The following is a 24,077-nucleotide window of genomic DNA, read 5'->3' on the forward strand; positions in this document are numbered from 1 at the left end:
TCACATTCGAAAGCTCGACACCCGAACCATCCGCCTTCACGCGAATTTTGACGTTGTAATCAACGACCCGCTTTACAGGGACCAAGATCTTCATGGCTTCCTTCCTTCATATGCCCGCGAGGGAAAATGCGCCTTTCAAAGGCGCCCTGATTGTCGGTTGGCGACATCGATACGCGTTTTTTCCCCAAATACAATGCGCCACGGGCCCTCCTCGCGCGAAAACGCAGGCGTTATAAATTACCTTTACGTTCACGTCAATTTTCCCCGCGAAACGCCATCATCGCCCCCAATGGGTCGGCGGCACGGAGGGGCCGGACGCCGTCTCCTCGGCGGGAACCGGCGTCGCTTCGACATGCCGGACGGCCTTCGGCGTGACGATCGTGCGGTCGAACAGCGGCACGCCCCGCCGGCGCATGACGAGGACGAGAACCGCGCCGGCAAGAATGCCGCCGACATGGGCGCCCCAGGAGACGCCGCTGTCGCCATCGACCACCAGCATGTAGAATTGCTGGGCGATCCAGAAGGCGAGCGGAATGACCGCCGGCAGCGGCAGCGGAATGCGGAAGAACACCAGGACCCAGACGCGCACCTTCGGATGCAGCAGGAAATAGGCCGCCACCACGCCGGAAATCGCGCCCGAGGCACCGATCAGCGGCGCCTCCGAATTCATCTGCACGAGGCCATGCACCAGCGCGCCGGCCGCCGCGCACAGCAAGTAGAAGATGAGGAAGCGGATATGGCCGAGCGCATCCTCGACATTGTCGCCGAACACCCAGAGGAAAATCATGTTCGAGGCGAGATGCATGAAATCGCCGTGCAGGAAGGCATAGGTGATGTAGGTCGCATCCTCCGGCACCAGCACGAGGCTCGGCTCCAGGTCGGCGAAATCGAAGACGACCGCCGGAATGTAACCGAGGCCGACCACCGCCGCATCGTTGAAGTCCTGCGTCGAGGCGAGGCCCGTCACCAGCCAGACGACGACATTGATCACGATCAGGCTGATCGTGACATATTGGACCTTGATGTATTTCAGGGCGTTGGCGTCGTGCAGCGGTATGAACATGGATCCCCTTCCCCAAAGGATGGCTGCGCACTTTTGCTAAGCTGCTGGCGACGACCTTATCTGTTCTGCCCCGGAACCCACAATATGTCCGTGCTGCCCTTGTCGTTGACCCAGCGAGCGGCAACGAAGAGAAAATCGGACAGCCGGTTGATATAGGCGACAGCAGCGGCCGAGACGGTTTCCCCGCCATCCTGAAGCGCCACGATCCGACGTTCCGCCCGGCGCGCGACGGTGCGCGCCACATGGAGTGCGGCCGCCGCCGCCGTGCCGCCCGGCAGCACGAAGGAGCGCAGCGGCTCGAGATCGGCATTGAGCGTGTCGATTTCGCTCTCCAGCCGGTCGACCTGCGCCTGCACGATGCGCAACGGCTCGTATTCGAGCTTCTTGCCGGTATCGGGCGTGGCGAGGTCGGCGCCGAGATCGAAAAGGTCGTTCTGGATGCGCATCAGCATCCGATCGAGATCCAGATGGCCGGCGAGATGCTGGCGGACGACGCCGATGCAGGAATTCGCCTCGTCGACCTCGCCATAGGATTCGACGCGCAGGTCGTGTTTCTTACGGCGCGGGCCGGCCACGAGGCCGGTCGTGCCGTCGTCGCCCGTGCGTGTGTAAATCTTGTTGAGTTTCACCATCATCCGCGCCCGCCGCCCGTGATCCACAGGGTCAGCATGATGAGCACGATGGCGATCGCCTGCAAGAGCACGCGCGCCTGCATCAGCTTGTTCGAGGTATTGCCGTTGCCGCCCTTGGCCATGTTGGCAAGACCGCGCACGAGCACGATGACCACGAGGCCCATGACGAGCAGGGTCATGAAGGTGAGAAAGGAAGACATGCCAACGATCCGATTTGATTTCTGTCAGCCCTATTCAAATAGGGCATTTGGGCGAAATAGCACGCGATTTGACGACGAATGCCTGCGACGCCGCGCCGCGTCAGCCGAGTTTGCCGATGATGCGGTAGAACAGCGCCGCCGGCAGCAGCTTCTTCAGAAGCGCGCCCTGCTTGGCCGGCGTCGTCACGATATAGTGCGGCCGCGGCGCCTTCGCCGTCAGCGCGTGGCGCAGCACGGCATGCACCGCCTCCGGCCCGAGTTTTCCGCGCGCGGGCTTGGCCTCGCCGCGCAGCCGCTGCAGCTGCCGGCGATATTCCTCCGCATGCACCGAGTTTTCCAGGTCGATGTTGCGCTCGATATGGGTCAGCGCATTGGCGGTGAAGCGCGAGGCGATCGGCCCCGGCTCGATGAGGCTGACATGCACGCCGGAGCCGGCAAGCTCCATGCGCAGCGTCAGCGACAGCGCTTCCAGCGCGAATTTCGAGGCATTGTAGGCGCCGCGCCAGCGATAGGGCACGATGCCGAGGATCGACGAGCATTGCACGATGCGGCCAGCCCCCTGTTTACGCATGGTGGGGATCACCCGCCGCGTCAGATCGTGCCAGCCGAAGACGTTCGTCTCGAATTGTAGGCGCAATGCCTCGACCGGCAGGTCCTCGACGGCCCCGGCCTGCCCGTAGGCGCCGTTGTTGAACAGCGCATCGAGCCGCCCGCCGGTGCGCGCCAGCACCGTCTCGACAAGGCCCGCGATCGTCTCCGGCTTGGTATAGTCCATCAGCAGCGCCTCGATGCCGTCCGCTTCGAGGCTCGCGAGATCCTCCTCGCGGCGCACCGTCGCGAAGACGCGCCAGCCCTCCGCCTTCAGCGCCCGGGCGCAATGGGCGCCGATTCCGGAGGAGCAGCCGGTGACGATGATGCTCGGCAGATGAGGCGCTGTTGGAGAAGACATGGCGGTTTCCTGTACAAATCTGCCTGGGTTTCCCATATTCACCATTCCAGCAACCTCTGTCTGTCATCCAGGAGGCACAAAGGTCGCCGTAGAACGTTGAACCGGGCATAAGCCCTTAAATCGATTCTGATTTACGGGCCATGCCCGCGCAGACAATGAGAGACCGGCGACGGTCGCAAAGGGACTGGACATTGCTTATGCCAACCGTCATCCGCCTTGCCTACAAGGTCGTCTTCGACGCGATCTGGCACTTTTCCGAGGACGACGGCTGGGCGATGGCGAGCCATGTCGCGCTGTCGACGCTGCTTGCGATCTTCCCTTTCCTGATCTTCGGCACCGCGCTCGGCTCCTTCCTCGGCGCCGACCAGTTCGCCGAAACCGCCGTGCACCTGATCTTCGACACCTGGCCGGAATCGATCGCCGCGCCCATCTCGCGCGAGGTCGTCGCCGTGCTCACCATCCCGCGCGGCGGGCTGCTGACGGTCTCCGTGCTCGCCGCCGCCTATTTCGCCTCGAACGGCGTGGAGGCGCTGCGCGTCTCGCTCAACCGCGCCTACAGGGTCGCCGAGACGCGCTACTGGTACGTCACGCGCCTCGCCAGCCTCGGCTTCGTCATCGCGGGCGTCCTGGCGCTTGCCGTCATCAGCATCGTGCTCGTTGCCGCCCCCCTTGCGGTGCGCGCCACGGGCGACTGGCTGCCGTGGCTGACCTATATCTATTCCTGGGTGGAGAGCTGGGGCCTTTTCGGCACGGTGCTCGTGCTGCTGGTCGGTCTGCTGATCGCCCATCTCTGGCTGCCGGCCGGCCGGCGCAAGATCGCCGACGTGCTGCCCGGCATCCTGCTCACGCTGATCGCCTGGGGTGTCGGGGCCTATATCTTTGCCTCCTATCTCGCGACCTTCGCCAATTACGTCTCGACCTATGCCGGCCTCGCCTCGATCATGATCGCGCTGGTCTTTCTCTACATCGTCGGCGCAATCTTCATCATAGGCGCGGAAATCAATGCGGCCCTGATGAAATATCGGGTGAAACACCTGATCCTCGACAAGGTGCGCGGCGTGAAGAAACCGCAGGCCGAGGACGACCCCTCAATGGAAGACGAAGCCATAGCCCGCGAGCAGGGCGCGAATGCCGGCCGGTGACACGCCCTTCTCACGATAGGCCGCGATCCCCGTATCCTGGTTGCTCTTGGAGAGTTTTCGCCCGTCCGGTCCCGGCACCAGCCCATGGTGGCGATAGGCCGGCACCGGCAGGCCGAGCAGGCTTTGCAGCAAGCGATGCACGGCCGTCGCGTGAAACAGGTCCTGCCCGCGCACCACGTCGGTAATGCCCTGCGCCGCGTCGTCGAGCACCACGGCGAGATGATAGCTCGCCGGCGCATCCGGCCGCGACAGGATGACGTCGCCCCAGCGCTCCGGCTTCGCGGTCACGGTGCCGGTCTCCCCTTCCGGCCCCTCGCCCGCCTCCGACCAGTCGAGGACGGCAGGCGCCAGCGCCCGGGCCTTGTCCATGTCGAGCCGCCAGGCATGCTGCCGCCCCGCCGCGATCCAGGCGAGCGCCTGGTCCCGGTCGAGCGCGCGCTCCTCGGTCGGGTAGAGCGCCGCGCCGTCCGGATCGCGCGGCCAGGTGCCGCCCGCTGCCTCATGGGCCTGGACCCGCGCCTTCACTTCGCCGCGGCTCAAGAAACCCGGATAGAGCACGCCCAGCGCCTTCAGCCGCTCCAGCGCCTCGCCATAGAAGGCGACATGTTCCGACTGGCGGCGCACCGGCTTTTCCCAGTCGAGCCCGAGCCAGGCGAGATCGCGATAGATCGCCGCCTCGAATTCGGGGCGCGAGCGGGCGGGATCGATGTCTTCCATGCGCAGCAGGAACCGGCCGCCGCAGGCTGCGGCAAGGTCGTGGTTGAGGATCGCTGAAAGCGCATGTCCGAGATGCAGGAGGCCGTTCGGGCTCGGCGCAAGACGAAAGACACGATTTTTTGACAAAGCGCTTGGCATGAGGTCTTCTGGCACGAAGAGGCGTGTCGCGTCACTACGGCATCAGGGCCGCTTGAAAAAATGCAGTTGCACATGATCAGGACGGAGGCGGATGTCGCGGCGGGTCTCGTCGACCTCGCGCTGCTTGACGCACGCCTTTTCACCGTCATCGACAAGGCCGGCCCCGTGCCGCTGCGACGCCTGGCGCCCGGCTATCGCGGCCTTGCCGGCATCATCGTCGCGCAGATGGTGTCGCGCGCCAGTGCGGACGCGATCTGGCGCCGGCTGGAAGAGGCTGCAAGCGACATCACGCCCCATCACATCCTCGCCCTGTCCGACGAGGATTGCCGCGCCATCGGCCTGTCGCGCGCCAAGGCCGAGACGCTGCGCCGCGCCGCCGACGCCGTTGACCGCGGCGAACTCGATCTCGATGCGATCTGTCACATGGAGGCGACGGCCGCGACCCGCAAGCTGACCGCGATCAAGGGCATCGGCCGCTGGACGGCGGATGTCTACCTGCTGTTTTGCGGCGGCCACCCGGATATCTTCCCCTCCGGCGACATCGCGCTGCAAAATGCCGTCGCGCATGCCTTCGGCCTTGCCGTGCGTCCAGGCCCGCAGGAGCTCGACCGGATCGCCGAAAGCTGGTCGCCCTGGCGCGGCGTTTCGGCCCGGCTTTTCTGGGCTTATTATTCGCGCGAGATGCGCCGCGAGGCCGTCCCGGTGCTCGAAGGCTGAGGCTCGCGAAATACGTTGTTTTCGCTTTTCCTTTCCGGCTTCACAATGCTGTAACAACGGGCCTAATATAGAAGGGCAGATGCCGAATCGATCAGGAGAAGCCCTTGACGATTTCTGTTTCACCACAGGCCCTGCCAGCCCTTGTATTGAATGCTGACTACAGGCCGCTGAGTTATTATCCCTTGTCGCTCTGGTCGTGGCAGGACGCGATCAAGGCTGTGTTTCTCGACCGCGTAAACATCATCGCCGAATACGACCATTCGGTTTCCTCCCCGAGCTTTACGATGCGCCTGCCGAGCGTCGTGTGCCTGAAGACATACGTGCAGCCCTCACGCCACCCGGCCTTCACCCGGTTCAACGTGTTCCTGCGCGACAGGTTCGAATGCCAGTACTGCGGGTCGCCGGACGACCTGACCTTCGACCATGTCATCCCGCGCGCCCATGGCGGCGAGACGACCTGGTGCAACGTGGTCGCCGCCTGCTCCCCATGCAATTTGAGAAAAGGCAGCAAGCTGCCGAAGCAGGCGGGCATGCTCCCGCATCAGAAGCCCTATCAGCCGACGGTTCAGGATCTGCACAACAACGGGCGACTGTTTCCACCCAACTATCTGCATGAAAGCTGGATGGACTATCTCTACTGGGACGTCGAACTGCAACCCTGACGCAGGCTGCGTGAACGGCAAGGCCGTTTCACGTCAGCGACATGCGTGACACGAAGGGTTGCGGCATCTCAGGCTTTCACGGACCGCGCGCCCGAAAAGGCGATTGCGGCGAGGATGACGCTTGCGATCACGTTCCAGCCGGCAAAGGACAGGCCGAGCAGGCGGAACGACGCCTCCGTGCAGGAGGGGCCGTGTTTGGTGTTGAGATCGGAGAGCAGGTCGCCGGCATTCTGCGTGACACCCTGCGCCGTGGTCGCGCAGGTCGCAGGCCCTTCCCAGAAACCCCATTCGACGCCCGCGTGGTAGACGCCCATGCCGGCGCCGACGAGCATCATGATGCCGGCAATCGCCAGCAGCAGCCGCGTCAGCCAGGCCGGACCGCCGAAGAGGGCCGAAACCAGCGCCGCGACCGCGACCGGAATGCCGTAATAATAGGGATCGCGCTGCAACAGGCAGAGCGCGCAGGGAATGTAGCCGCCGATATGCTCGAAGGCGAGCGCGCCGCCGACGGTCGCCGCCATGCCGAGCGTCAGGAGGCCTGCGGATGTCTTGCGGGAAAGGTCGAGGGATGCAGTCATCAGGATCGTCCAATCGGGCCGGCGGGGGTGCCGGCGGAACGGCGCCGAGTTCTATCAGGCGGCGCGCCGTTGTAAATCACCCGCACGGATAAGTGATCATGCCCGCCCCCGGATTTGCCGGTTGCCGCCCGCGAAAGCTTCGTGTAAACGGCGATGGCTCACAAGTGCCGTGCCCCATTGGCGGAACTGGTAGACGCGCTCGACTCAAAATCGAGTTCCGAAAGGAGTGCTGGTTCGATTCCGGCATGGGGCACCAAAATCTCAAAGCTTTTTTAGGCACTTTGTTTCCGGTTCCATCCTAGCCTTCGGGCAAATCAACGGGCTAGCCAAGGCCGGGTTATCGCCCGGGCCTTGCCGAAACTATCCGCATGAGGCAGATGAAACGGCAAGGACTTGCAATCGAACGGGCTTCAACGTGATCAATCAAGAGTTGGGAGAACTGACGCGGTGTTATTCCAATGTCGACTTGCCCGTCGAGGTGGATGCGACCCTGGATAGCGCGCTGTCATTCGAACAGCAGATCCTGAAATTCGGCGCGGCAGCCCGTCGGGCGGTCCATATGCCGGCGCTCCAGCGGTATTTGAGCGAGAATGCCGCACGCGCCGTTTCCGGCGATCTTTCCGATGAAGCATTGACGGAATTCTTCTGGTTCCTCTTCTCGCAAAAAGATTGGCCCCGGATTCGGTCGACCGCGGAGGGTTTGCGCGGCCGGCTCCGTCATCTTCCCCTGCACGTCGCCGACCTGATCTTCCTTGCCTTCTATCGCTCTCAACGCGATCGCCTGATGGCGGGCAAAGAGCGCGACGGTTTTGCCATCGATGCCAAGGAAACGACGGCGTTTTTGCGAGCCGGCTGGCCGGGCGCCGAGAGACATCTCGCCGCCTTCGAGGCCATGTCGGCCCATGCGACGGGAAACGCCGTCCATGCTCGCTCTTCGTTCGTGTCGGTCGGCGATCTCAAGTTCATTGAGCCGTTTGCCGGCATATCCAGCGTGCTCGTCGAAACCGACTACGCGGGCACGATCGTTCCCGAACACGATATCGAGGTGAGCCCGTCGGCGGCCGAGCATGTCACATTGCTCTCCCTCGACCGCACCTACTTCGAAAAATATGCCCTGCTCGTCGCAAGACGTTATGCGCAGACGAACCCGACGAACGGCTTGCACTTCCATTGCGTGGGCTTCGATTCTCGCGAGGCGATCAGCTCATGGGGCGTGCCTGTCAGCTTCGGCTTTACGATCGATCATACCGATCTGTCAGGCCTCGAGGTGCGCCAGAAGCGGGGATATTATGCCAGCGCGCGCTACATCCATCTGGCCCGATACCTTCAACTTTACCGGTCTGTGTTCGTCGGCGACGTGGATGGCCATGTGGCCCGCGATTTGCGGCAGATGGAGAGTGAGCACGCCCATCTTGACGTCCTCTTGAGCACGAAGGTGCTCGACAAGGCACGCACCCTGAACAGGCTTCCATGGGAATCGGTGACGGCCTGTTCGTTCATGGCGCGGCAAACGCCCGGCGCGCTTCGCTTCGCAAATCGGATCGGCGCCTACCTCCAGAGGATTGTCGAAAATGCCCGCTCGACGGGCAGGCCGATCTGGTATGCCGATCAAACCGCTCTCTTCTACTGCTGGCTCGATTCCGAGCACGACGTGGCGTTCGGCACCTTCGCCAAGCCCGCTTTCGTGCAACGCGGCTCCTGGCAATTGTTCCAGGGCGAGAAAGAGCGGCTGGACTTCCTCGCCAACCCCTAATCACGAATGGACCCCGTAGGCGTCATGCCGTTTGCCTTTTTGGTGCACGTAGTGGCGCGCACTAACGGCTCGTTCATCACTTAATTAGCAAATATTAAAATTACCTGGACTCCGCCCCGACCCAGGTTCACCCTCCCACGCATAGTCCAAGCTCAGCTTCGACTATCAGCGACTTCAGCTCCGTCTGCCGTCAAGGGCCAACCAGCTGCGTGGGCGTCCATGAAATATCTGATCATCATCGTTACGGTGGTTTGCGCCATGGCATGGGACTTCACGCAGAACCACGGCGCTTACACGTCGCGGACCGTGCGAAATGTGCATCATTTCATCCAGAGCACGCTTTAGGTCAGCGCACGACCCCGGCCGAAAACCCCTCGCTTAAAAAACCTGCATTTTAGCGGGAACAAATTTTGCACAGCCGCATTTTACGGCTGCAACTGCAGACACCCCCGGATGCGGTTGTGAGGGGGACCCGAGAGCGATGTGCACGCTCTTGGGTCTCAACCATCCTGGGGTTTTCAGAGAATGAAATCGGCCTTTGTGAAATCGATCGACGCATCGAGGCGGATCGAGAAATCGGCCTTGCCGTCGCCATCGACGTCGCCGTGGACAAAGGTATCCCCGCCCTTCTTCTCGTAGCGCAGCTCGCCCGCATCCTTGGAAAAGGCCTTGTCTGCGATGAAGCTGAACGCCTGGTTCTTGGCGAGCGTCGCATCGGCGTCGATCGCCTTGAGGTCGATCCTGTCCTTTTCCGTCTGGCTGAAATCGACGATCGTGTCACGCCCGCCCGCGGCAACGGTCGAATCCTTCACCGAACGGAAAACGAACGTATCCGCACCCGTGCCGCCATAAAGCTTGTCGGCGCCCGCGCCGCCTTCCAGACGGTCGTTGCCGGCATAGCCGTAGAGCGTGTCGTTGCCGGCCCCGCCCCAGAACGTATCGGCATATTTGGTGGCCTTGATCACGTCGCTGCCGGAGAGAAGCGTGTCGAGGAAGGTCTTTGTGCTGCCGCTGTCGAGCGCATTGGAGAGTTTTTTGCCGGCGAGCGAAAGTTTCGTGATGTCGAGCAGCGCCTGACCTTCGGATATAGCCTTGAAAGACGTGATCGTTCCCGATGTAATGCCGGAGACTTCCTTGTCGTCGAAGGTGTATTTCAGCTTCGAACCGCCGATCGCCATGTAATTCTTTGCATCATTGGAGAATTTCAGCGAGGTCGATGTTACCTTTTCGTGCTCGTAATCTAGAACGTCATGCAATTTTTCCGAAACGAACTTGCTGAAATTGGCGCCGGATTTCGATGTGAAACCGCTAATATTGATATAACTCATAAACACGTCCTCGCTGGAGATGCCGATGCTTAACGCGGGCGCTTAGGCCCGGCAACCGCCGTTTCGGCACAGAGCTGTCCGACATCGAAGCACCCCTAACCATCCCTTAAACCGCCATGAACAAATCCGATCTTTCAGCGTTGTCCACCGAACCCGCCATAGAGGAGCGCGCGCCATGGTCTTCAAGGAAGGCACCTTCAAGGGCGAACCGCCCGAACATTTCGATGGCCCGCACCCCGCCTGGCTGGAGGCTGCGGTGGCGGATGCGCTTTCGCTGGCCGGCGACGTGGACGCCTCCGACGTCAGGGTGACGTGCAAAGGCACGCGCATCATCCTCACCGGCAGCGTCGGCTCCGCCGCGGAGGCGGAGCGGGCGAGCGCGATCGCGGCCTCGCTGAAGGACGTCACGGAGGTGGACAGCCGCCTTTCCTGGCTCTGAGCCCTACAAAAAGCCGCCATTGCCGGCGGCCCCTCCGGAATGCTAGGTGCAATGCAGCAAACTGGAGTGACGCCGGATGCTCGCCGAGAGATCGACCTATGATGCGCTGTACCGGGATTTTCGCTGGAAGATCCCCGAACGGTTCAACATCGGCACCGCGGTCTCCAACGCCTGGGCGGCGCGCGAGCCGGACCGCGTCTGCCTCCAGCATTTCCTACCCGACGCCCCGCCGCTGGCACTTACCTATGGCGAACTCGCCGCCCGCTCGGATGCCTTTGCGGCGGCGCTTGCGGCCGAAGGGGTAGGCAAGGGCGACCGCGTCGGCATCCTGCTGCCGCAGGGTTTCGAGACGGTCATCGCCCATGTCGCGATCTACAAGCTCGGCGCCATCGCGTTGCCGCTGGCGCTGCTGTTCGGTGCGGATGCCCTGCTCTTCCGCCTGAAGAATGCCGAGGCCAAAGCGATCGTCACCAACCGGTTCGGCGCCGAGCGCCTTCGGCCGATCCGCCAGGAGCTTCCGACGCTGGAGCTGGTGGTGACCACCGACCCGGTGACCGATCCTGCGGAAAAATCCTTCCACGATCTCGTCGCCCGGCATGCCGGCCCGTTCGAGGCCGTCGACAGCGGTCCGGACGATCCGGCGATGATGATCTATACCTCCGGCACGACCGGCCCGCCGAAGGGCGCGCTGCACGGCCACCGCGTGCTGCTCGGCCATGTGCCGGGCTTCCAGATGCATCATGAATTCCTGCCGCAACCGGGAGACCGCATCTGGACGCCGTCCGACTGGGCCTGGGCGGGCGGGCTTCTCAACGTGCTCATGCCGGCGCTGCTGCTCGGCGTGCCGGTCGTCTCCTCGCCCGGCCAGAAATTCGATCCCGACATGGCCTACCGCATCATGCAGGACATGGACGTGCGCAACGCCTTCATCCCGCCGACGGCGCTGAGATTGATGAAATCGGTCGCCAATCCGCGCGAAAAATACCGGCTGAACCTGCGTACCATCGGTTCGGCGGGCGAATCGCTCGGCCGCGAGACGTGGGAATGGGTGCGCGATACGCTCGGCATCACCATCAACGAATTCTACGGCCAGACCGAGTGCAACATCGTGCTTGGCTCGATCGGCAAGCTCGGCGTCTCGCGCCCGGGACCGATCGGCAAGCCGGTGCCGGGCCATGTCGTCGCAATCATCGATGCGGATGGCCGGGAAGTGCCGCGCGGCACCGTTGGCCAGGTCGCGGTGAAGCGGCCTGACCCGGTGATGTTCCTCGGCTATTGGCGGAACGACAAGGCGACGGCGGAAAAATTCATCGGCGACTGGATGACGACCGGCGATCTCGGCCGCATGGATGCAGAGGGATACGTCACCTTCTTCGGCCGCGACGACGACGTCATCACCTCGTCGGGCTACCGCATCGGGCCGAGCGAGATCGAGGATTGCCTTGCCGGCCACCCGGCCGTGCAACTCGCCGCCGCCGTCGGCAAGCCGGACGAGCTGCGCACCGAGATCGTCAAGGCCTATGTGGTGCTGCGGCCGGGCCAGGCACCCTCCGAGGAGCTTGCCGCCGATATCCGCGAATGGGTAAAATCGCGGCTCTCCATGCACGAATATCCGCGCGAGGTGGAGTTCGTCGACAGCCTGCCGCTAACGACCTCGGGAAAAGTCATCCGCCACCTGCTGCGCAAGCGCGCCGCCGAAGAAACGTCGTTCGCCGCTTAAACTATTTGCGCAATTCCGGACGCAAAACCGCTTCACACTTTTGCTGGAATTGCTTTAGCGCTTAGCCAGCGACCGGATCTTGTCGCGCAGCAGCCGCGCCACGTTGCGCGTGTTGCGGTAGAGGTGGAGCTGGGCTGCGACCTGGCGCACGTCGCGGTCGCGGTTCTGTTGCAGGCCGACGACGAGCGTGCCCATGTCCTCGCGCTCTTCCCAGAACCGGCTCATCACCGGATGGTCCGGCACCGCGCAGGAATCCGAGCGTGCGATATTGGCGTCGTCGAGATGCCATTCGGTGAGTTCTGCGACAAGCAGCTTGCCCGGCGAATATTTCGAGAATTCCTCGGCATAGGCCGTCTTCCACGTATAGGCCTCGCCACCCGTCATGAAGACGATCATCGAGGCGATGGCGCGGCCGTCGAGGTCGAGCGTGTGGATGCGCACGCCGTCGGTCTCGGCTAGGTTGGTGATCGCCTCGCGGGCGAAGGCGGCGCGGTAGCGGTCGTTGATCATCGCGGTGCGGCCGCGGCCCTTCCAGCCGGCGGCTTCGAGCAGCAGGAATTCCTCCATGCGCAGTCTTATGTCGGCGGGTTGGCGGGCGACGTTGTAGCTGAGCGCACCCTGCTGGTCGAGCTTGCGCCATTGCCGGCGCAATTCGCGAAAATGCTCGGGCGAGATCGCCTTCTGCAAATAGGTCTGGCCGTCGAGCAGGCTTTCCAGCATCGGGCGGCGATAGGTGTCGGTGACCGTGACGGGCAGGTTGCGACCGATTGCCACAGCGCGCATCAGCTGCGCAAAAGCGCCGTTGAGGCGCAAGTCCGGCAGGACGAGGATCGGCGGCAGGCCGGTGCCTGCGCTGCCGAGCGCGTCCAGCAGGTTGTCCAGCGTTTCGGCCGCCTCCTCCGCATCGACGAGCGGCGTGCCGAGCGGCCCGAAAGGATTGGACCAGGCGCGCAAAATGCTGGAGCCGATGGAGAAGCCGGGCTTTTCGACCGAGAACGGCATCAGAAAGCGCATACGGCTGCGCCCGTTGCTCTCGTCGCGGATGACCGAAAGGCGCACCGTACGGTCTTCCAGGCGCGGCATGGCGGGTGCCAGAAACCGGCCGGTGAAGAAGACGTTCGGTTCCATGACGCGGTTCGACAGGAAATCGAGCTCCTGCTGCAGCTCGTAGCCCGCGGTCGCGGGATAAAGTGCCAGCGAGCGGCCCGGACGGCCGACGGCAACGCGTTTGTCCGCCGGCGGCTGCGCCATCGGCGGGGCCGCCGGGATGGCGGCCTGGGCGCGTCCGGCCGCAATGGCGTGGTCGAAGCCGTGGCTATCGGTCATGGCGGTCCATCCCGTTGACGAGGCTCGCCTTCACCGGATTGGCGAAGGCGAAGAGAATGATGGAAAGTTTCGTGCGCACCGCCAGGTGCAGCAGCACCGCCTCGACGATCATGGCGCTGGTGGTGGCGATCGCAGCGCCCGTCAGGCCGTAAAGCGGAATGAGCGTGACGTTGAAAGCGATGTTGGCGGTGAGCGCCATCGCATAGACGGCGACGCACAGTTTTTGTTCGCCGGACATGGTGAGCAGCACCTCGCCCGGCCCGACGAGCGCCTTGGCGAGAATGCCGACGAACAGGATGAACATCAGGCTGTAGCCCGCCGTGAAGGCCGGGCCGAACAGCGACAGCAGGAAATGCCCGACCAGCAGCACGCTGCCGCCGACGACGATCGACGGCCAGAAGCTCCAGCGCACGGTCTCCCCGGCAAAACGCGCGAGCGCCACGCGGTCGCCGGCGGAAAACATCGCGGAAAAGCGCGGTGCGGCGGCCGCCTTCACCGAGAAGAACACGAAATGCACCAGCGCCATCGTCTTGGCGGCGGCAAAATAGATGGCGACGCTTTCCGGATCGAGGAACAGGCCGACGACGAGCACGTCGGAATTGGTCAGCATGAAGCCGAAGCCCTCGATCAGGAAGATCGGCAGCGCGGCCTTGATCCACAGCGAGAACTCGATCTTGCGCGGCCCCGCGACATAGCGTTTTCCCAACCGGCGCACGATGTTGAAGAACTGCACGACCGTCGTGAGATAGGTGGCGGCAAGCGCCGCGACGATCGCCGTCAGCGCCGTATGCGGCGCGTCCATCGAGATGGCGAGCATCATGAAGACGAGGATCAGCAGCGGGCGCACGATATAGGTCGGGCTCAAGGCCACGACCGCCCAGCTGTGTGCGCGCGCCGTGCTCTCGAGCACATCGCCGAGCGCGATCATCGGCATGCAGAACAAGCCGATGAACAGCGGCACGAGATAATAGCCGGCAAAGGATTCGTGGAAGAGCCAGAGGCAGAGGAGGCCGACGGCGGCCAGCCCCGACGATGTCAGCATGGCGAAGATGCGCGCGGTCGAGGTGAGGCCGCGGATTTCTGCATGGGCGCTACGCCCGGCATAACCCGGCAGGAAGCGCACGATCGTCGTGTGGATTCCAAGACAGGAGAGATCGCCGAAAATGACGACGAGCGCCCAGACGAAAACGAAGATGCCATATTCAAACTCGCCCATCACGCGGGCAAGAATGATCTGCGAAATGAAGGCGATGGCCGCGCTGACGACGCGGATGGCGAAGGCGATCAGCGCCATGCGCTGGGCGAGATTGCGGGGGTCGTCGCTTGCGAGCGTGGCGGTAAGCGCGCGCACGAGCGGCTCCGCCTTGCCGCGCAGGCCGGATGGCAGCAACTTTTCCGCCGATTGAATGACCGCCATCAACACAGGAACCTGAACGCTACGCGAGACTATACAAAGGCCAGTCTTGTCAGATCAGGGTTAACAAACGGTTGGGTCGGGCCATGAAGAGCCGCCGGCAGGGCTAAAAGAACAGCCCGCCGAATCTCTCCTCCGTCATGGTCGGGCCTGACCCGACCATCCATGCTCCGGGCACGCCGGTGGATCCTCGGCTCAGGGCCGAGGATGACGTCGCGGGTGGGGGGAAACCTGTCAGCAAAATGCCGCCCGGAGGCGGCATTTTCTGGGTTCATCAGGCCTGTTCGAAGGCGCCGTGGCAATGTTTGTATTTCTTGCCCGAGCCGCAGGGGCAGGCCTCGTTGCGCGAGACGCGGCCCCAGGTCGCCGGATCGTTCGGATCGCGGTTTTCCGGCGCGACGGCAACGGCCATGAAGCCGCCGCCATTGCCCTCGCCGAAATCGTCCTCGCCGGTCGTGCCGTCGATGTGGTGGCCTTCCATTTCCGGCAGTGCCGGTGCAGGCCCGTCGGCGGCCTGGCGCACCAGCTCGACACGCATAAGCTGCGCGGTCACCGTCTGGCGCAGGTTCGCCAGCAGCGCCTGGAAGAGTTCGAAGGCTTCCGCCTTGTATTCCTGCAACGGATCACGCTGTGCATAACCGCGGAAGCCGATGACGGAACGCAGGTGGTCGAGGTTGACGATGTGCTCGCGCCAGAGAAGGTCCAGCGTCTGGAGCAGCACCGAGCGCTCGACATAGGTCATGATTTCCGGGCCGAAACGGTCGGCGCGGGCCTGCGCGGCCTCGTCGACGGTCGTCTTCAGGCGCTCCAGGATGTCCTTCTCGTCGATGCCTTCCTCGGCCGCCCAGGCATCGATCGGCAGGTCGAGGTTGAGCTGTTCGAGCACGCCGGCCTTAAGGCCCGCGACGTTCCACTGCTCTGCATAGGCGTTTTCCGGAATGTTCAGGCGAACGAGGTTTTCCACCACTTCATGGCGCATGTCGGCGACGATGTCCGACAGGCTTTCGCTGTCCATCAGCTCGATGCGCTGCTCGAAGATCACCTTGCGCTGGTCGTTCAGCACGTCGTCGTATTTCAGCAGGTTCTTGCGGATGTCGAAGTTGCGCGCCTCGACCTTCTTCTGCGCCCGCTCCAGAGCCTTGTTGATCCAGGGATGGACGATCGCCTCGCCCTCCTTGAGACCAAGCTTCTGCAGCATGGAATCCATGCGCTCGGAGCCGAAGATGCGCATCAGGTCGTCCTGAAGCGACAGGAAGAACTTCGAGCGGCCCGGGTCGCCCTGGCGGCCGGAACGACCGCGCAGCTGGTTGTCGATGCGGCGGCTTTCATGGCGTTCGGTGGCAAGCACGTAGAGGCCGCCGCCGGCAAGCGCCTGCTCCTTCAGCTTCTTCACCTCGGCGATGATCGCCTCGCGCTTGGCATCGCGCTCCGGACCCGGCTCCATCTCGGCCAGATCGCGCTCCAGGCGCATTTCGAGGTTGCCGCCGAGCTGGATGTCCGTGCCGCGGCCGGCCATGTTGGTGGCGATCGTAACGGCGCCGGGAACGCCGGCCTGCGAAACGATATAGGCTTCCTGCTCGTGGTAGCGGGCGTTCAGCACTTGAAAATCCTGGAAACCCGCCATCTTGAGGCGTTCAGCAAGATATTCCGACTTCTCGATCGAGGTCGTGCCGACGAGGACCGGCTGGCCCTTCTCACGCGCATCCTTGATCTCCTGGATGATCGCCTTGTACTTCTCCTCGACGGTCCGGTAGACCTCGTCGTCCTCGTCGAGGCGCTTGATCGGCAGGTTGGTCGGCACTTCCACAACGTCGAGGCCGTAGATGTTGCCGAATTCTTCGGCTTCCGTCGAAGCCGTGCCCGTCATGCCGCCGAGCTTGGAATACATGCGGAAATAATTCTGGAAAGTGATCGAGGCCAGTGTCTGGTTTTCCGGCTGGATCGTCACCTTTTCCTTGGCTTCGAGCGCCTGATGCTGGCCTTCCGAATAACGGCGGCCCGGCATCATGCGGCCGGTGAATTCGTCGATGATGACGATCTCGTCGTTGCGGACGATGTAGTCCTTGTCGCGGGTGAAGAGCTTGTGGGCCTTCAGCGCGTTGTTGATGTGGTGGACGATCGCGACGTTCTCGACGTCATAGAGCGATTCGCCCTTGAGAAGCCCGGCCTGGCGCAGCAGGTTTTCGAGCTTTTCCGTGCCGACTTCGGAGAAGTTGGCCGAGCGCTGCTTCTCGTCGATCTCGTAGTCCGCCTCGTCCAGCATCGGGATGAAGGCGTCGATCGTCGTGTAAAGGTCGGAGCGGTCGTCGAGCGGGCCGGAGATGATCAGCGGCGTGCGCGCCTCGTCGACCAGGATCGAGTCGACTTCGTCGACGATCGCGAAGAAGTGGCCGCGCTGCACCATCTGGCTGCGCTCGTACTTCATGTTGTCGCGCAGATAGTCGAAGCCGAGCTCGTTGTTGGTGGCGTAGGTGATATCGCTGCCATAGGCGGCGCGGCGCTGGTCGTCGTCGAGGCCGTGCATGATGACGCCGGTCGAAAGCCCCAGGAAGCCGTAGATCTTACCCATCATCGCGCTGTCGCGCGTGGCGAGATAGTCGTTGACGGTGACGACATGCACGCCCTTGCCGGCGAGCGCGTTGAGATAGACGGGCAGCGTCGCCACCAGCGTCTTGCCTTCACCGGTCTTCATTTCGGCGATCGATTTTTCATGCAGGATCATGCCGCCGACGAGCTGGACGTCGAAGGGGCGCAGCCCCAGGACGCGCAACGCGGCCTCGCGGGCGACCGCGAAGGCCGGCACCAGGAGGTCGTCGAGCGTCTTGCCCGCGGCAAGCTGCTCGCGGAATTCCACGGTCTTTGCCCGCAACGCCTCGTCGGAGAGCGCCTTCATCTCCGGTTCGAGCGCATTGATGGCGTCAACGCGGGGCTTGTAGGAGCGGATGCGGCGATCGTTCGAGGAACCGAACAACTTGCGGGCTATGCCGCCGAGGCTGACCATCAGGATGGTCCTTTCTTCATGGGCGCCCGGCGCGTGACAGGTCGCACGATATTTGCGCGCAAAGCCTTGAGACGCCCGGAAACTGTTCTGGACGCGGGATTGCGTGACAGATAAGAGGGGGGTCGAATGATGTCAACGGCTCAGGCGGTTGCACAACTGCCACATTCTGGTGGTGTTGAGCCGACTGGCACCGGATATCGGCCCGATTCCGGCGAGGATGTGAAAGGTCTCTTCGAAATGTTCAAGTACAGCAAGCTCGCAGCAGTCGCCCTTATCGCGATTGCCGCCGCAAGCACCAGCGTCCGCGCACAGGATGCGGCGGCCGATCCGGTCGTCGCCAAGGTCGGCGCGCTCGAGATCCACGAATCGGAGCTCAAGCTCGCGATCGCCGGCCTCGACCCGCAACTCGCCAACCTGCCGGACGAGCAGAAGCGCGTCGCAGCCCTCTCCTCGATCATCGACGTGAAGCTGCTGGCGGCAGACGCCGACAAGGAAGGCCTTCAGAACGACGCCGACTTCAAGCAGCGCCTCGCTTTCCTCACCGATCGCGAACTGCACAACGCCTATTTCAAGAAGCACGTCGTCGATGCCGTCACCCCGGAAGAGGTGAAGGCGCGCTACGACAAGGAAGTCGCCGCGATTACGCCGGAAGACGAGATCCGCGCCCGCCACATCCTCGTCAAGACCGAGGACGAGGCCAAGGCCGTAATCGCCGAGCTCGATGCCGGCAAAGATTTCGTCGAGATCGCCAAGGCGAAGTCGACCGACCCGAATAAAGCCGAAGGCGGCGATCTCGGCTATTTCGCCAAGGGCCGCATGGTTCCGGAATTCGAAACGGCCGCCTTCGCGCTGGAAAAGGGCGCCTATTCCAAGGTTCCGGTAAAGACCCAGTTCGGCTTCCACGTCATCAAGATCGAGGACAAGCGCCAGCAGCAGCCCCCGGCGCTCGACCAGGTCGAAGCCCAGGTTCGTCAGCTCGTCATGCGCGACAAGTATCTGGCACTTCTGGAAAAGGCGAAGGCCGCGGCCCCCGTCGACATCCAGGACCCGGCGCTGAAGACCGCCTATGACGCGGTCAACAAGCCGGAAGCCGCGGTCGAAGGCGAAGCCGCGCCGGCAACCGAAGGCCAGCAGTAAGATCGACAATGGCCCGGCTTTTTTCGCCGGGCCTCTTCTTGAGGCAGGAAAACAGCATGTCCGGTTCCATCTCCCCGCTCGCCCCGAAAACCTATGCCGAAATGCCGCCGGTCGGTGGCGTGCGCATGGCGACCGCCGCCGCCGGGATCAAGTACAAGAACCGCACCGACGTGCTGATGATGATCTTCGACCGCCCCGCAGCGGTCGCCGGCGTCTTCACCCGCTCCAAATGCCCCTCGGCCCCGGTCGATTTCTGCCGCGCCAATCTGCCGGGCGGCGTCGCCCGCGCCGTGGTCGTCAATTCCGGCAATGCCAACGCCTTCACCGGCCGCAAGGGCCGCGAATCGACCAAAATGACGGCGGAAGCCGCCGCAAAGGCCATCGGTTGCAGCGAAAGCGAGGTTTTCCTCGCCTCGACCGGTGTGATCGGCGAACCGCTCGACGCCACGAAATTCTCCGGCGTGCTCGACAGCCTCGGGACTTCCGCCACGGAAGATTTCTGGTTCGAAGCCGCCAAGGCGATCATGACGACGGATACCTATCCGAAGGTCGCGACCCGTACCGCAGACCTCGGCGGCGTCACCGTCCGCATCAACGGCATCGCCAAGGGCGCCGGCATGATCGCGCCCGACATGGCGACCATGCTCTCCTTCGTCGTCACCGATGCGAACATCCCTTCCCCGGTGCTGCAATCGCTGCTCTCGGCCGGCGTCGGCCCGACTTTCAATTCCGTCACGGTCGACAGCGACACCTCGACCTCCGACACCCTGATGCTTTTCGCCACCGGTGCGGCCGAAGGCCAGGCGCCGGTGACGGCGGACGATGCTTCGCTCGACGGTTTCCGCGCCGCCCTCAACGATCTCCTGCGTGACCTCGCGCTCCAGGTCGTGCGCGACGGCGAAGGTGCGCGCAAGATGGTGGAAGTCACCGTCGAAGGCGCCGAGAACGACGACGCCGCCAAGCGCATCGCGCTGTCGATCGCCAATTCGCCGCTGGTCAAGACCGCGGTGGCCGGCGAGGACGCCAACTGGGGCCGCATCGTCATGGCCGTCGGCAAGTCCGGCGAGATGGCCGACCGCGACCGCCTCGCCATCTGGTTCGGTGACGTGCGCGTCGCCGTCGACGGCGAGCGCGACCCTGCCTATTCCGAAGAGGCGACCACCGCCGTCATGGAGAAGCAGGATATTCCGGTGCGCGTGGAGATCGGCCTCGGTAATGGCAAGGCGACGGTCTGGACCTGCGACCTCACCAAGGAATATGTCGAGATCAACGGCGACTATCGTAGCTGAGGCCCGGACCGCGTGACCCCTTCCGGACAAGCGACGACAAGCGATCTCCCCAAAGTCCGCCGGCTGGAAGCCGTCGGGTTTCGCGCCTGGCCCGCGGCCTCCGTCATCTATGACGGCAGCTGGCTTTGCCGCCTGACCGCCGGCCACCCCTCGCGCAGGCTGAATTCGGTGAACCCGCTCGATCCGTCCGACACGCGCGACATCGACATCCGCCTGCAGAAGGCGGCAAAGCGCTTTGCCGATTACGGCCGCCCGTTGCTGGTGCGCCAGACGCCGCTGACCCCGCCGAAACTCGTCGCCTTCATGGACGAGGCCGGCTGGGTGGAGGACGGCTTCACCATCGTCATGATGGCGGACCTTGCCACGCTGATCCGCGACGAAGGCCTCGACCACCTGCCGAGCCGTGACGTCGGCCGCTTCGTCGATGCCCGCATCCGCGTGGCCGGCGACGACCCGGCACTGAAACCCGGCCTCACCGAGATCATCAACGCCATCAAGCCGGAAACCGGCCTCTTCATCTTCGAGGAGCCGGATTTCGGCCCGACGGCGGTGACGATCGCCGTGCACGACAACGATCTCGTCGGCATCCTCCAGCTTGGCGTAGCGGAAGAACGACGCGGCCAGGGCACCGGCACCGCCATCCTGCATGCAAGCCTGCGCTGGGCGAAGCTCAAGGGCGCGCGCCACGCCTGGGTGCAGGTCGAGGCCGACAATGCGGCGGCAATCGCGCTCTACCGCCGCACCGGCTTCCACGACGTCTACCAGTACAGCTACCGGGGACCGCAAGCGGCATGACCGAGACCATCGCAAAACCCCGCCGCATCCTGCTCGTTGCCGCCTGCGCGCTGGTCGATGCCGATGGCCGCATCCTTCTGGCACAGCGGCCGGAGGGCAAATCGCTTGCCGGTCTCTGGGAGTTTCCGGGCGGCAAGGTCGAGCCGGGCGAGACGCCCGAGGAGACGCTGATCCGCGAGCTCGACGAGGAGCTCGGCATCCAGACGAAAGTCGCCTGCCTCGCGCCGCTGACCTTCGCCAGCCACACCTATGACGACTTCCACCTGCTGATGCCGCTCTACATCTGCCGCCGCTTCGAGGGCACGGCGCATGGCCGCGAGGGACAGGCGATCAAATGGGTGCGCGCGAAGGCGCTGCGCGATTATCCGATGCCGCCGGCCGACGAACCGCTCATCCCCTTCCTGATGGACCTTCTTTGATCCTCTCGGCAGGAATTTACCCTGCATTTTTCGCGTCTCGTTAAGCAATCGTTTAGCACCGTCGTTCAAAGATTGAGCTTAACGTTGCAATGAATGCCTACGAGACTCAGAGATGCGTGACGAAGACTTCTGGAAAGCCGTTCAGGAGAAGGATTACACGCCGGCCGGAGATACCCGGACCGGTGCGTTGAACCTTGCTCTGCTGTTCGGCACGGCCGTCATAGCGCTTGCGCTGGTCCTTACCCCCGTGCTGTCGGCGAAGACCGACAAGCGCATGATGGCAAACGTGCCGGACGAATTCGATATGATCTCGACGGGATCGATCCCGTCGGAAGGCGGCAAGCGCTATACCGTGCGCCGCAGCGTGCTTCAGGAAATGCCGGGCGCCGTCTGCATCGTCAATGGCAATGGCCAGGGCAACGGCTGCTGAACCGGACAAACACGGGGGTGGGAATGGTGCTGAGACTGCTGAAATCATTCTGCTCCGATCGCGACGGCGGCACCGCCGTCGAATACGGCCTGTTGCTGGCGCTGATCTCGATCGGCCTGCTGCTCGGCCTGGAGAGCTTCCAGAACGGCCTCCAGAACACATTCGGCGCGGTCAGCAACAGCATCGACTCCGCCGGAAAGCAATAAGCCGGATCAGCTCCCGCCGCCCTGCTTCAGCGCATCGGCAAGCCGCATCGTCGCCGAACCCGGCTTCAGCGGCTTCTGCTGGCTTTCATGCGGCGCCCAACCCGAAACGTAGATGACCGAAAAGGTCGCGCGGATGCGCCCGTCCGGATCGGAAAAACGCTCCGCGTAAAGCTCCGCCGCGCGCAGCAACATGCCGCGTGTCAACGGCCGGCGGCTGCGGCCGGAAAGCGGATTGGCCATGCCCATCGCGCGCAGATCCCGCATCAGCGGAAAGATCGAATCGTAGCGGACCGTATAGGCCTCCTTGTCCGTCACCGGCAGCGCGAAGCCGCCGCGCTGGAGCAGCGCACCGACATCCCGCACATCCGGAAAGGGAATGACCCGCGGGCTTGCGCCACCCGAAATCTCGCTTTCCGCCGCCAGCAGCACCTCGCGCAACTCCTGCAACGTGCCGCTGCCGGGGATCGCCGCGAGGAACAGCCCGTCCGGCTTCAGCGCCCGGCGGATCTGCACGAAGACGCCCGGCGTGTCATTGGTGAGGTGCAGCGAAAGCGGCGAGACGATGAGGTTCACCGATTGCGGTTCCAGCGGCACCGTTTCGAGCGGCGCCACCGTCAGCGTCTCGCCGGGTGCAGCAAACCGCGCATCGCTCTCGATCCGCTCGACGCCATCCACCTTGCCCGTCTCGGCAATCGCCCGCGCGGTGGCACCGGTATGGCCATGCAGCTCGACCGCACGCTCGAAGCGGCGGTCGATGACGCTGAGGCGCTCCGCAAGCTCCCGCGCCACCACGTCGAGCAGGAAATCCGCCGGCGTGCCGCGGAGCGCACGCAGCCGGTTGGTGTCGATCAGGGCGTGGTCGAAGAGCGTTTCCATGGCAAGATCCCGTTCGGAATTCATGTCGCTTTGGCCGGTAAGACCGACTATTGTCAACCGCATGGGCGAAATCGAGGCCGAGGCATTGCCGGAAATCCCGCTCGGGCAGGGCATTGCCCGCCGGCTGCGCGGCCTTGGCCGTGCCGCCCTCGACATCGTCTACCCGCCGGCCTGCCCCGGCTGCGACAGGCTTCTCGGCAGCCGCGCCAGCCTCTGTCCGCAATGCTGGTCGAAGCTCGGCTTCATCGAGCGGCCCTATTGCGAAGTGCTCGGCACGCCCTTTACCCACGATCTCGGCCCCGGCATCCTCAGCGCCGACGCCATCGCCACCCCGCCGCCCTTCGACCGGTTGCGCTCCGTGGCGCTCTATGACGACCTCGCCCGCGTGCTCGTGCATTCGCTGAAATATCGCGACCGCACGGATTTGGCCCCCATGATGGCACAATGGATGCTGCGCGCCGGCGACGGCACGGTGCAGGCGGCGGACGTCATCCTGCCCGTTCCGCTGCACCGCTTCCGCCTGATCTGGCGCAAGTTCAACCAAGCGGCGGAACTTGCCCGCGCGCTCGGCCGGCTTTCGGAAAAACCGGTGCTGATCGACGCCGTGCGCCGCACGAAACGCACCCGCCGCCAGATCGGCCTCGGCCCCCGGGCGCGCGAGGAAAACGTGCGCGGCGCCTTCTCCGTGACGCCGGCCGGCCGCGAGGCACTGTTCGGTCGGCGCGTCGTGCTTATCGACGATGTCTATACGACCGGCGCCACCGTCGCCGCCGTCACCCGCACGCTGAAGCGCGCCGGTGTCACAGACATTACCGTTTTGACCTTTGCAAGGGCCCTTCCCGGACCTATATGAAAAGGACGAATTTCCAAGTCTTGGAGCAGGTAAGCATGGCTTCGGTCGTTATTTATACGCGTCAATTCTGCGGCTATTGCAGCGCCGCCAAGAAACTTCTTGAGACCAAGGGCGTGAGCTTCGAAGAGCATGACGCGACCTATGCGCCGGATGTGCGCCAGGAGATGATCAAGCGCGCCAACGGCCGCACCACCTTCCCGCAGATCTTCATCAACGAGCGCCATGTCGGCGGCTGCGATGACCTGCAGGCGCTGGAGCGCGCCGGCGAACTCGACGCCCTGCTGGCGGCCTGA

25 protein-coding genes, 1 tRNA gene and 1 pseudogene are annotated in these 24,077 nt (G+C 63.8%); 15 read left to right on the forward strand and 12 right to left on the reverse strand.

The genetic code is table 11. From position 1 onward, the window contains the following. From J2Y63_RS24480 to J2Y63_RS24500, 5 genes and pseudogenes are all read right to left on the reverse strand, one after another. Positions 1 to 94: pseudogene (locus tag J2Y63_RS24480) on the reverse strand (electron transfer flavoprotein subunit beta/FixA family protein); the annotation flags it as partial. Between the two features lie 183 nt (positions 95 to 277). Next, positions 278 to 1,063 (reverse strand): rhomboid family intramembrane serine protease, encoded by a 786-nt coding sequence (locus tag J2Y63_RS24485; protein ID WP_256119370.1) that lies wholly within the window; start codon positions 1,061 to 1,063, stop codon positions 278 to 280. Positions 1,064 to 1,119: 56 nt separating this feature from the next. Continuing rightward, positions 1,120 to 1,695 (reverse strand): cob(I)yrinic acid a,c-diamide adenosyltransferase, encoded by a 576-nt coding sequence (locus tag J2Y63_RS24490; RefSeq protein ID WP_435268229.1) that lies wholly within the window; start codon positions 1,693 to 1,695, stop codon positions 1,120 to 1,122. Next, the gene (locus tag J2Y63_RS24495) at positions 1,695 to 1,895 is read right to left on the reverse strand and encodes a twin transmembrane helix small protein (protein ID WP_256119372.1); all 201 of its coding nucleotides are present in this window, start codon (positions 1,893 to 1,895) and stop codon (positions 1,695 to 1,697) included. Before J2Y63_RS24495 ends, J2Y63_RS24490 begins: the two co-directional genes overlap by 1 nt. 100 nt (positions 1,896 to 1,995) lie before the next feature. Continuing rightward, the gene (locus tag J2Y63_RS24500; RefSeq protein WP_435268230.1) at positions 1,996 to 2,844 is read right to left on the reverse strand and encodes an SDR family oxidoreductase; all 849 of its coding nucleotides are present in this window, start codon (positions 2,842 to 2,844) and stop codon (positions 1,996 to 1,998) included. Between the two features lie 197 nt (positions 2,845 to 3,041). On the opposite strand from J2Y63_RS24500, the gene J2Y63_RS24505 reads away from it, so the two are divergent. Further along, positions 3,042 to 3,986 (forward strand): YihY/virulence factor BrkB family protein, encoded by a 945-nt coding sequence (locus J2Y63_RS24505; RefSeq protein ID WP_256119374.1) that lies wholly within the window; start codon positions 3,042 to 3,044, stop codon positions 3,984 to 3,986. Here the strand turns inward: J2Y63_RS24505 and gluQRS are convergent. Next, positions 3,933 to 4,841, reverse strand: coding sequence for a tRNA glutamyl-Q(34) synthetase GluQRS (gluQRS, locus tag J2Y63_RS24510; protein WP_435268231.1), 909 nt, complete (start codon positions 4,839 to 4,841; stop codon positions 3,933 to 3,935). The genes J2Y63_RS24505 and gluQRS overlap by 54 nt on opposite strands. A gap of 66 nt (positions 4,842 to 4,907) precedes the next feature. Between gluQRS and J2Y63_RS24515 the strand changes: the two genes are divergently transcribed. Both J2Y63_RS24515 and J2Y63_RS24520 read left to right on the forward strand, forming a co-directional pair. After that, a complete protein-coding gene (locus tag J2Y63_RS24515; protein WP_435268381.1) occupies positions 4,908 to 5,558 on the forward strand; it encodes a DNA-3-methyladenine glycosylase family protein in 651 nt (216 codons plus the stop codon). Positions 5,559 to 5,662: 104 nt separating this feature from the next. Continuing rightward, the gene (locus J2Y63_RS24520; RefSeq protein WP_256119377.1) at positions 5,663 to 6,220 is read left to right on the forward strand and encodes an HNH endonuclease; all 558 of its coding nucleotides are present in this window, start codon (positions 5,663 to 5,665) and stop codon (positions 6,218 to 6,220) included. Positions 6,221 to 6,288: 68 nt separating this feature from the next. On the opposite strand, the gene J2Y63_RS24525 is transcribed toward J2Y63_RS24520, so the two are convergent. Beyond that, positions 6,289 to 6,801: a disulfide bond formation protein B gene (locus J2Y63_RS24525; RefSeq protein ID WP_435268382.1), complete on the reverse strand. Its 513-nt coding sequence runs from the start codon at positions 6,799 to 6,801 to the stop codon at positions 6,289 to 6,291. 168 nt (positions 6,802 to 6,969) lie between these two features. Between J2Y63_RS24525 and J2Y63_RS24530 the strand changes: the two genes are divergently transcribed. Together J2Y63_RS24530 and J2Y63_RS24535 are read left to right on the forward strand one after the other, a co-directional pair. Continuing rightward, positions 6,970 to 7,054, forward strand: a tRNA-Leu gene (locus tag J2Y63_RS24530). Between the two features lie 159 nt (positions 7,055 to 7,213). Continuing rightward, a complete protein-coding gene (locus J2Y63_RS24535) occupies positions 7,214 to 8,551 on the forward strand; it encodes a hypothetical protein (protein ID WP_435268232.1) in 1,338 nt (445 codons plus the stop codon). Positions 8,552 to 9,069: 518 nt separating this feature from the next. Here J2Y63_RS24535 and J2Y63_RS24540 read toward each other — a convergent pair. Then, the gene (locus tag J2Y63_RS24540) at positions 9,070 to 9,879 is read right to left on the reverse strand and encodes a M10 family metallopeptidase C-terminal domain-containing protein (RefSeq protein WP_435268233.1); all 810 of its coding nucleotides are present in this window, start codon (positions 9,877 to 9,879) and stop codon (positions 9,070 to 9,072) included. 175 nt (positions 9,880 to 10,054) lie between these two features. Here J2Y63_RS24540 and J2Y63_RS24545 point away from each other — a divergent pair, with 175 nt between their 5' ends. Both J2Y63_RS24545 and J2Y63_RS24550 read left to right on the forward strand, forming a co-directional pair. Continuing rightward, on the forward strand, positions 10,055 to 10,318 hold the full coding sequence (locus J2Y63_RS24545) for a BON domain-containing protein (protein ID WP_435268234.1): 264 nt from the start codon (positions 10,055 to 10,057) through the stop codon (positions 10,316 to 10,318). 76 nt (positions 10,319 to 10,394) lie between these two features. Further along, complete coding sequence (locus J2Y63_RS24550) at positions 10,395 to 12,038, forward strand: AMP-binding protein (RefSeq protein WP_435268235.1); 1,644 nt, start codon at positions 10,395 to 10,397, stop codon at positions 12,036 to 12,038. Positions 12,039 to 12,092: 54 nt separating this feature from the next. Here J2Y63_RS24550 and J2Y63_RS24555 read toward each other — a convergent pair whose 3' ends face one another. From J2Y63_RS24555 to secA, 3 genes are all read right to left on the reverse strand, one after another. Next, a complete protein-coding gene (locus J2Y63_RS24555) occupies positions 12,093 to 13,364 on the reverse strand; it encodes a GNAT family N-acetyltransferase (RefSeq protein ID WP_435268236.1) in 1,272 nt (423 codons plus the stop codon). Then, entirely contained in the window at positions 13,354 to 14,781 is a 1,428-nt protein-coding gene (locus J2Y63_RS24560; RefSeq protein WP_435268237.1) for a lipopolysaccharide biosynthesis protein, read from the reverse strand. Before J2Y63_RS24560 ends, J2Y63_RS24555 begins: the two co-directional genes overlap by 11 nt. A gap of 271 nt (positions 14,782 to 15,052) precedes the next feature. Next, a complete protein-coding gene (secA, locus tag J2Y63_RS24565; RefSeq protein WP_256119386.1) occupies positions 15,053 to 17,779 on the reverse strand; it encodes a preprotein translocase subunit SecA in 2,727 nt (908 codons plus the stop codon). A 237-nt stretch (positions 17,780 to 18,016) separates the two neighbouring features. Between secA and J2Y63_RS24570 the strand changes: the two genes are divergently transcribed. From J2Y63_RS24570 to J2Y63_RS24595, 6 genes are all read left to right on the forward strand, one after another. Next, complete coding sequence (locus J2Y63_RS24570) at positions 18,017 to 18,916, forward strand: peptidylprolyl isomerase (protein ID WP_435268238.1); 900 nt, start codon at positions 18,017 to 18,019, stop codon at positions 18,914 to 18,916. A gap of 56 nt (positions 18,917 to 18,972) precedes the next feature. After that, positions 18,973 to 20,205 carry a bifunctional glutamate N-acetyltransferase/amino-acid acetyltransferase ArgJ gene (gene argJ / locus J2Y63_RS24575; RefSeq protein WP_435268239.1) on the forward strand — a complete coding sequence of 411 codons (1,233 nt, stop codon included), beginning with the start codon at positions 18,973 to 18,975 and terminating at the stop codon, positions 20,203 to 20,205. A 12-nt stretch (positions 20,206 to 20,217) separates the two neighbouring features. Then, complete coding sequence (locus J2Y63_RS24580) at positions 20,218 to 21,000, forward strand: GNAT family N-acetyltransferase (RefSeq protein WP_435268240.1); 783 nt, start codon at positions 20,218 to 20,220, stop codon at positions 20,998 to 21,000. Then, positions 20,997 to 21,419: an 8-oxo-dGTP diphosphatase MutT gene (mutT, locus tag J2Y63_RS24585; RefSeq protein WP_435268241.1), complete on the forward strand. Its 423-nt coding sequence runs from the start codon at positions 20,997 to 20,999 to the stop codon at positions 21,417 to 21,419. Before J2Y63_RS24580 ends, mutT begins: the two co-directional genes overlap by 4 nt. Before the next feature lie 112 nt (positions 21,420 to 21,531). After that, a complete protein-coding gene (locus tag J2Y63_RS24590; RefSeq protein WP_256119390.1) occupies positions 21,532 to 21,849 on the forward strand; it encodes a hypothetical protein in 318 nt (105 codons plus the stop codon). Positions 21,850 to 21,872: 23 nt separating this feature from the next. Continuing rightward, positions 21,873 to 22,055, forward strand: coding sequence for a Flp family type IVb pilin (locus J2Y63_RS24595; protein ID WP_435268242.1), 183 nt, complete (start codon positions 21,873 to 21,875; stop codon positions 22,053 to 22,055). A gap of 6 nt (positions 22,056 to 22,061) precedes the next feature. Here the strand turns inward: J2Y63_RS24595 and J2Y63_RS24600 are convergent, their stop codons facing one another. Next, positions 22,062 to 22,931: a methyltransferase domain-containing protein gene (locus J2Y63_RS24600; RefSeq protein WP_435268243.1), complete on the reverse strand. Its 870-nt coding sequence runs from the start codon at positions 22,929 to 22,931 to the stop codon at positions 22,062 to 22,064. 61 nt (positions 22,932 to 22,992) lie between these two features. On the opposite strand from J2Y63_RS24600, the gene J2Y63_RS24605 reads away from it, so the two are divergent. Beyond that, positions 22,993 to 23,784 (forward strand): ComF family protein, encoded by a 792-nt coding sequence (locus J2Y63_RS24605; protein ID WP_435268383.1) that lies wholly within the window; start codon positions 22,993 to 22,995, stop codon positions 23,782 to 23,784. A gap of 35 nt (positions 23,785 to 23,819) precedes the next feature. After that, positions 23,820 to 24,077, forward strand: coding sequence for a glutaredoxin 3 (grxC, locus tag J2Y63_RS24610; protein ID WP_256119393.1), 258 nt, complete (start codon positions 23,820 to 23,822; stop codon positions 24,075 to 24,077).

It is taken from the genome of Shinella sp. BE166 (assembly GCF_051201095.1).
Classification (GTDB): domain Bacteria; phylum Pseudomonadota; class Alphaproteobacteria; order Rhizobiales; family Rhizobiaceae; genus Shinella; species Shinella lacus.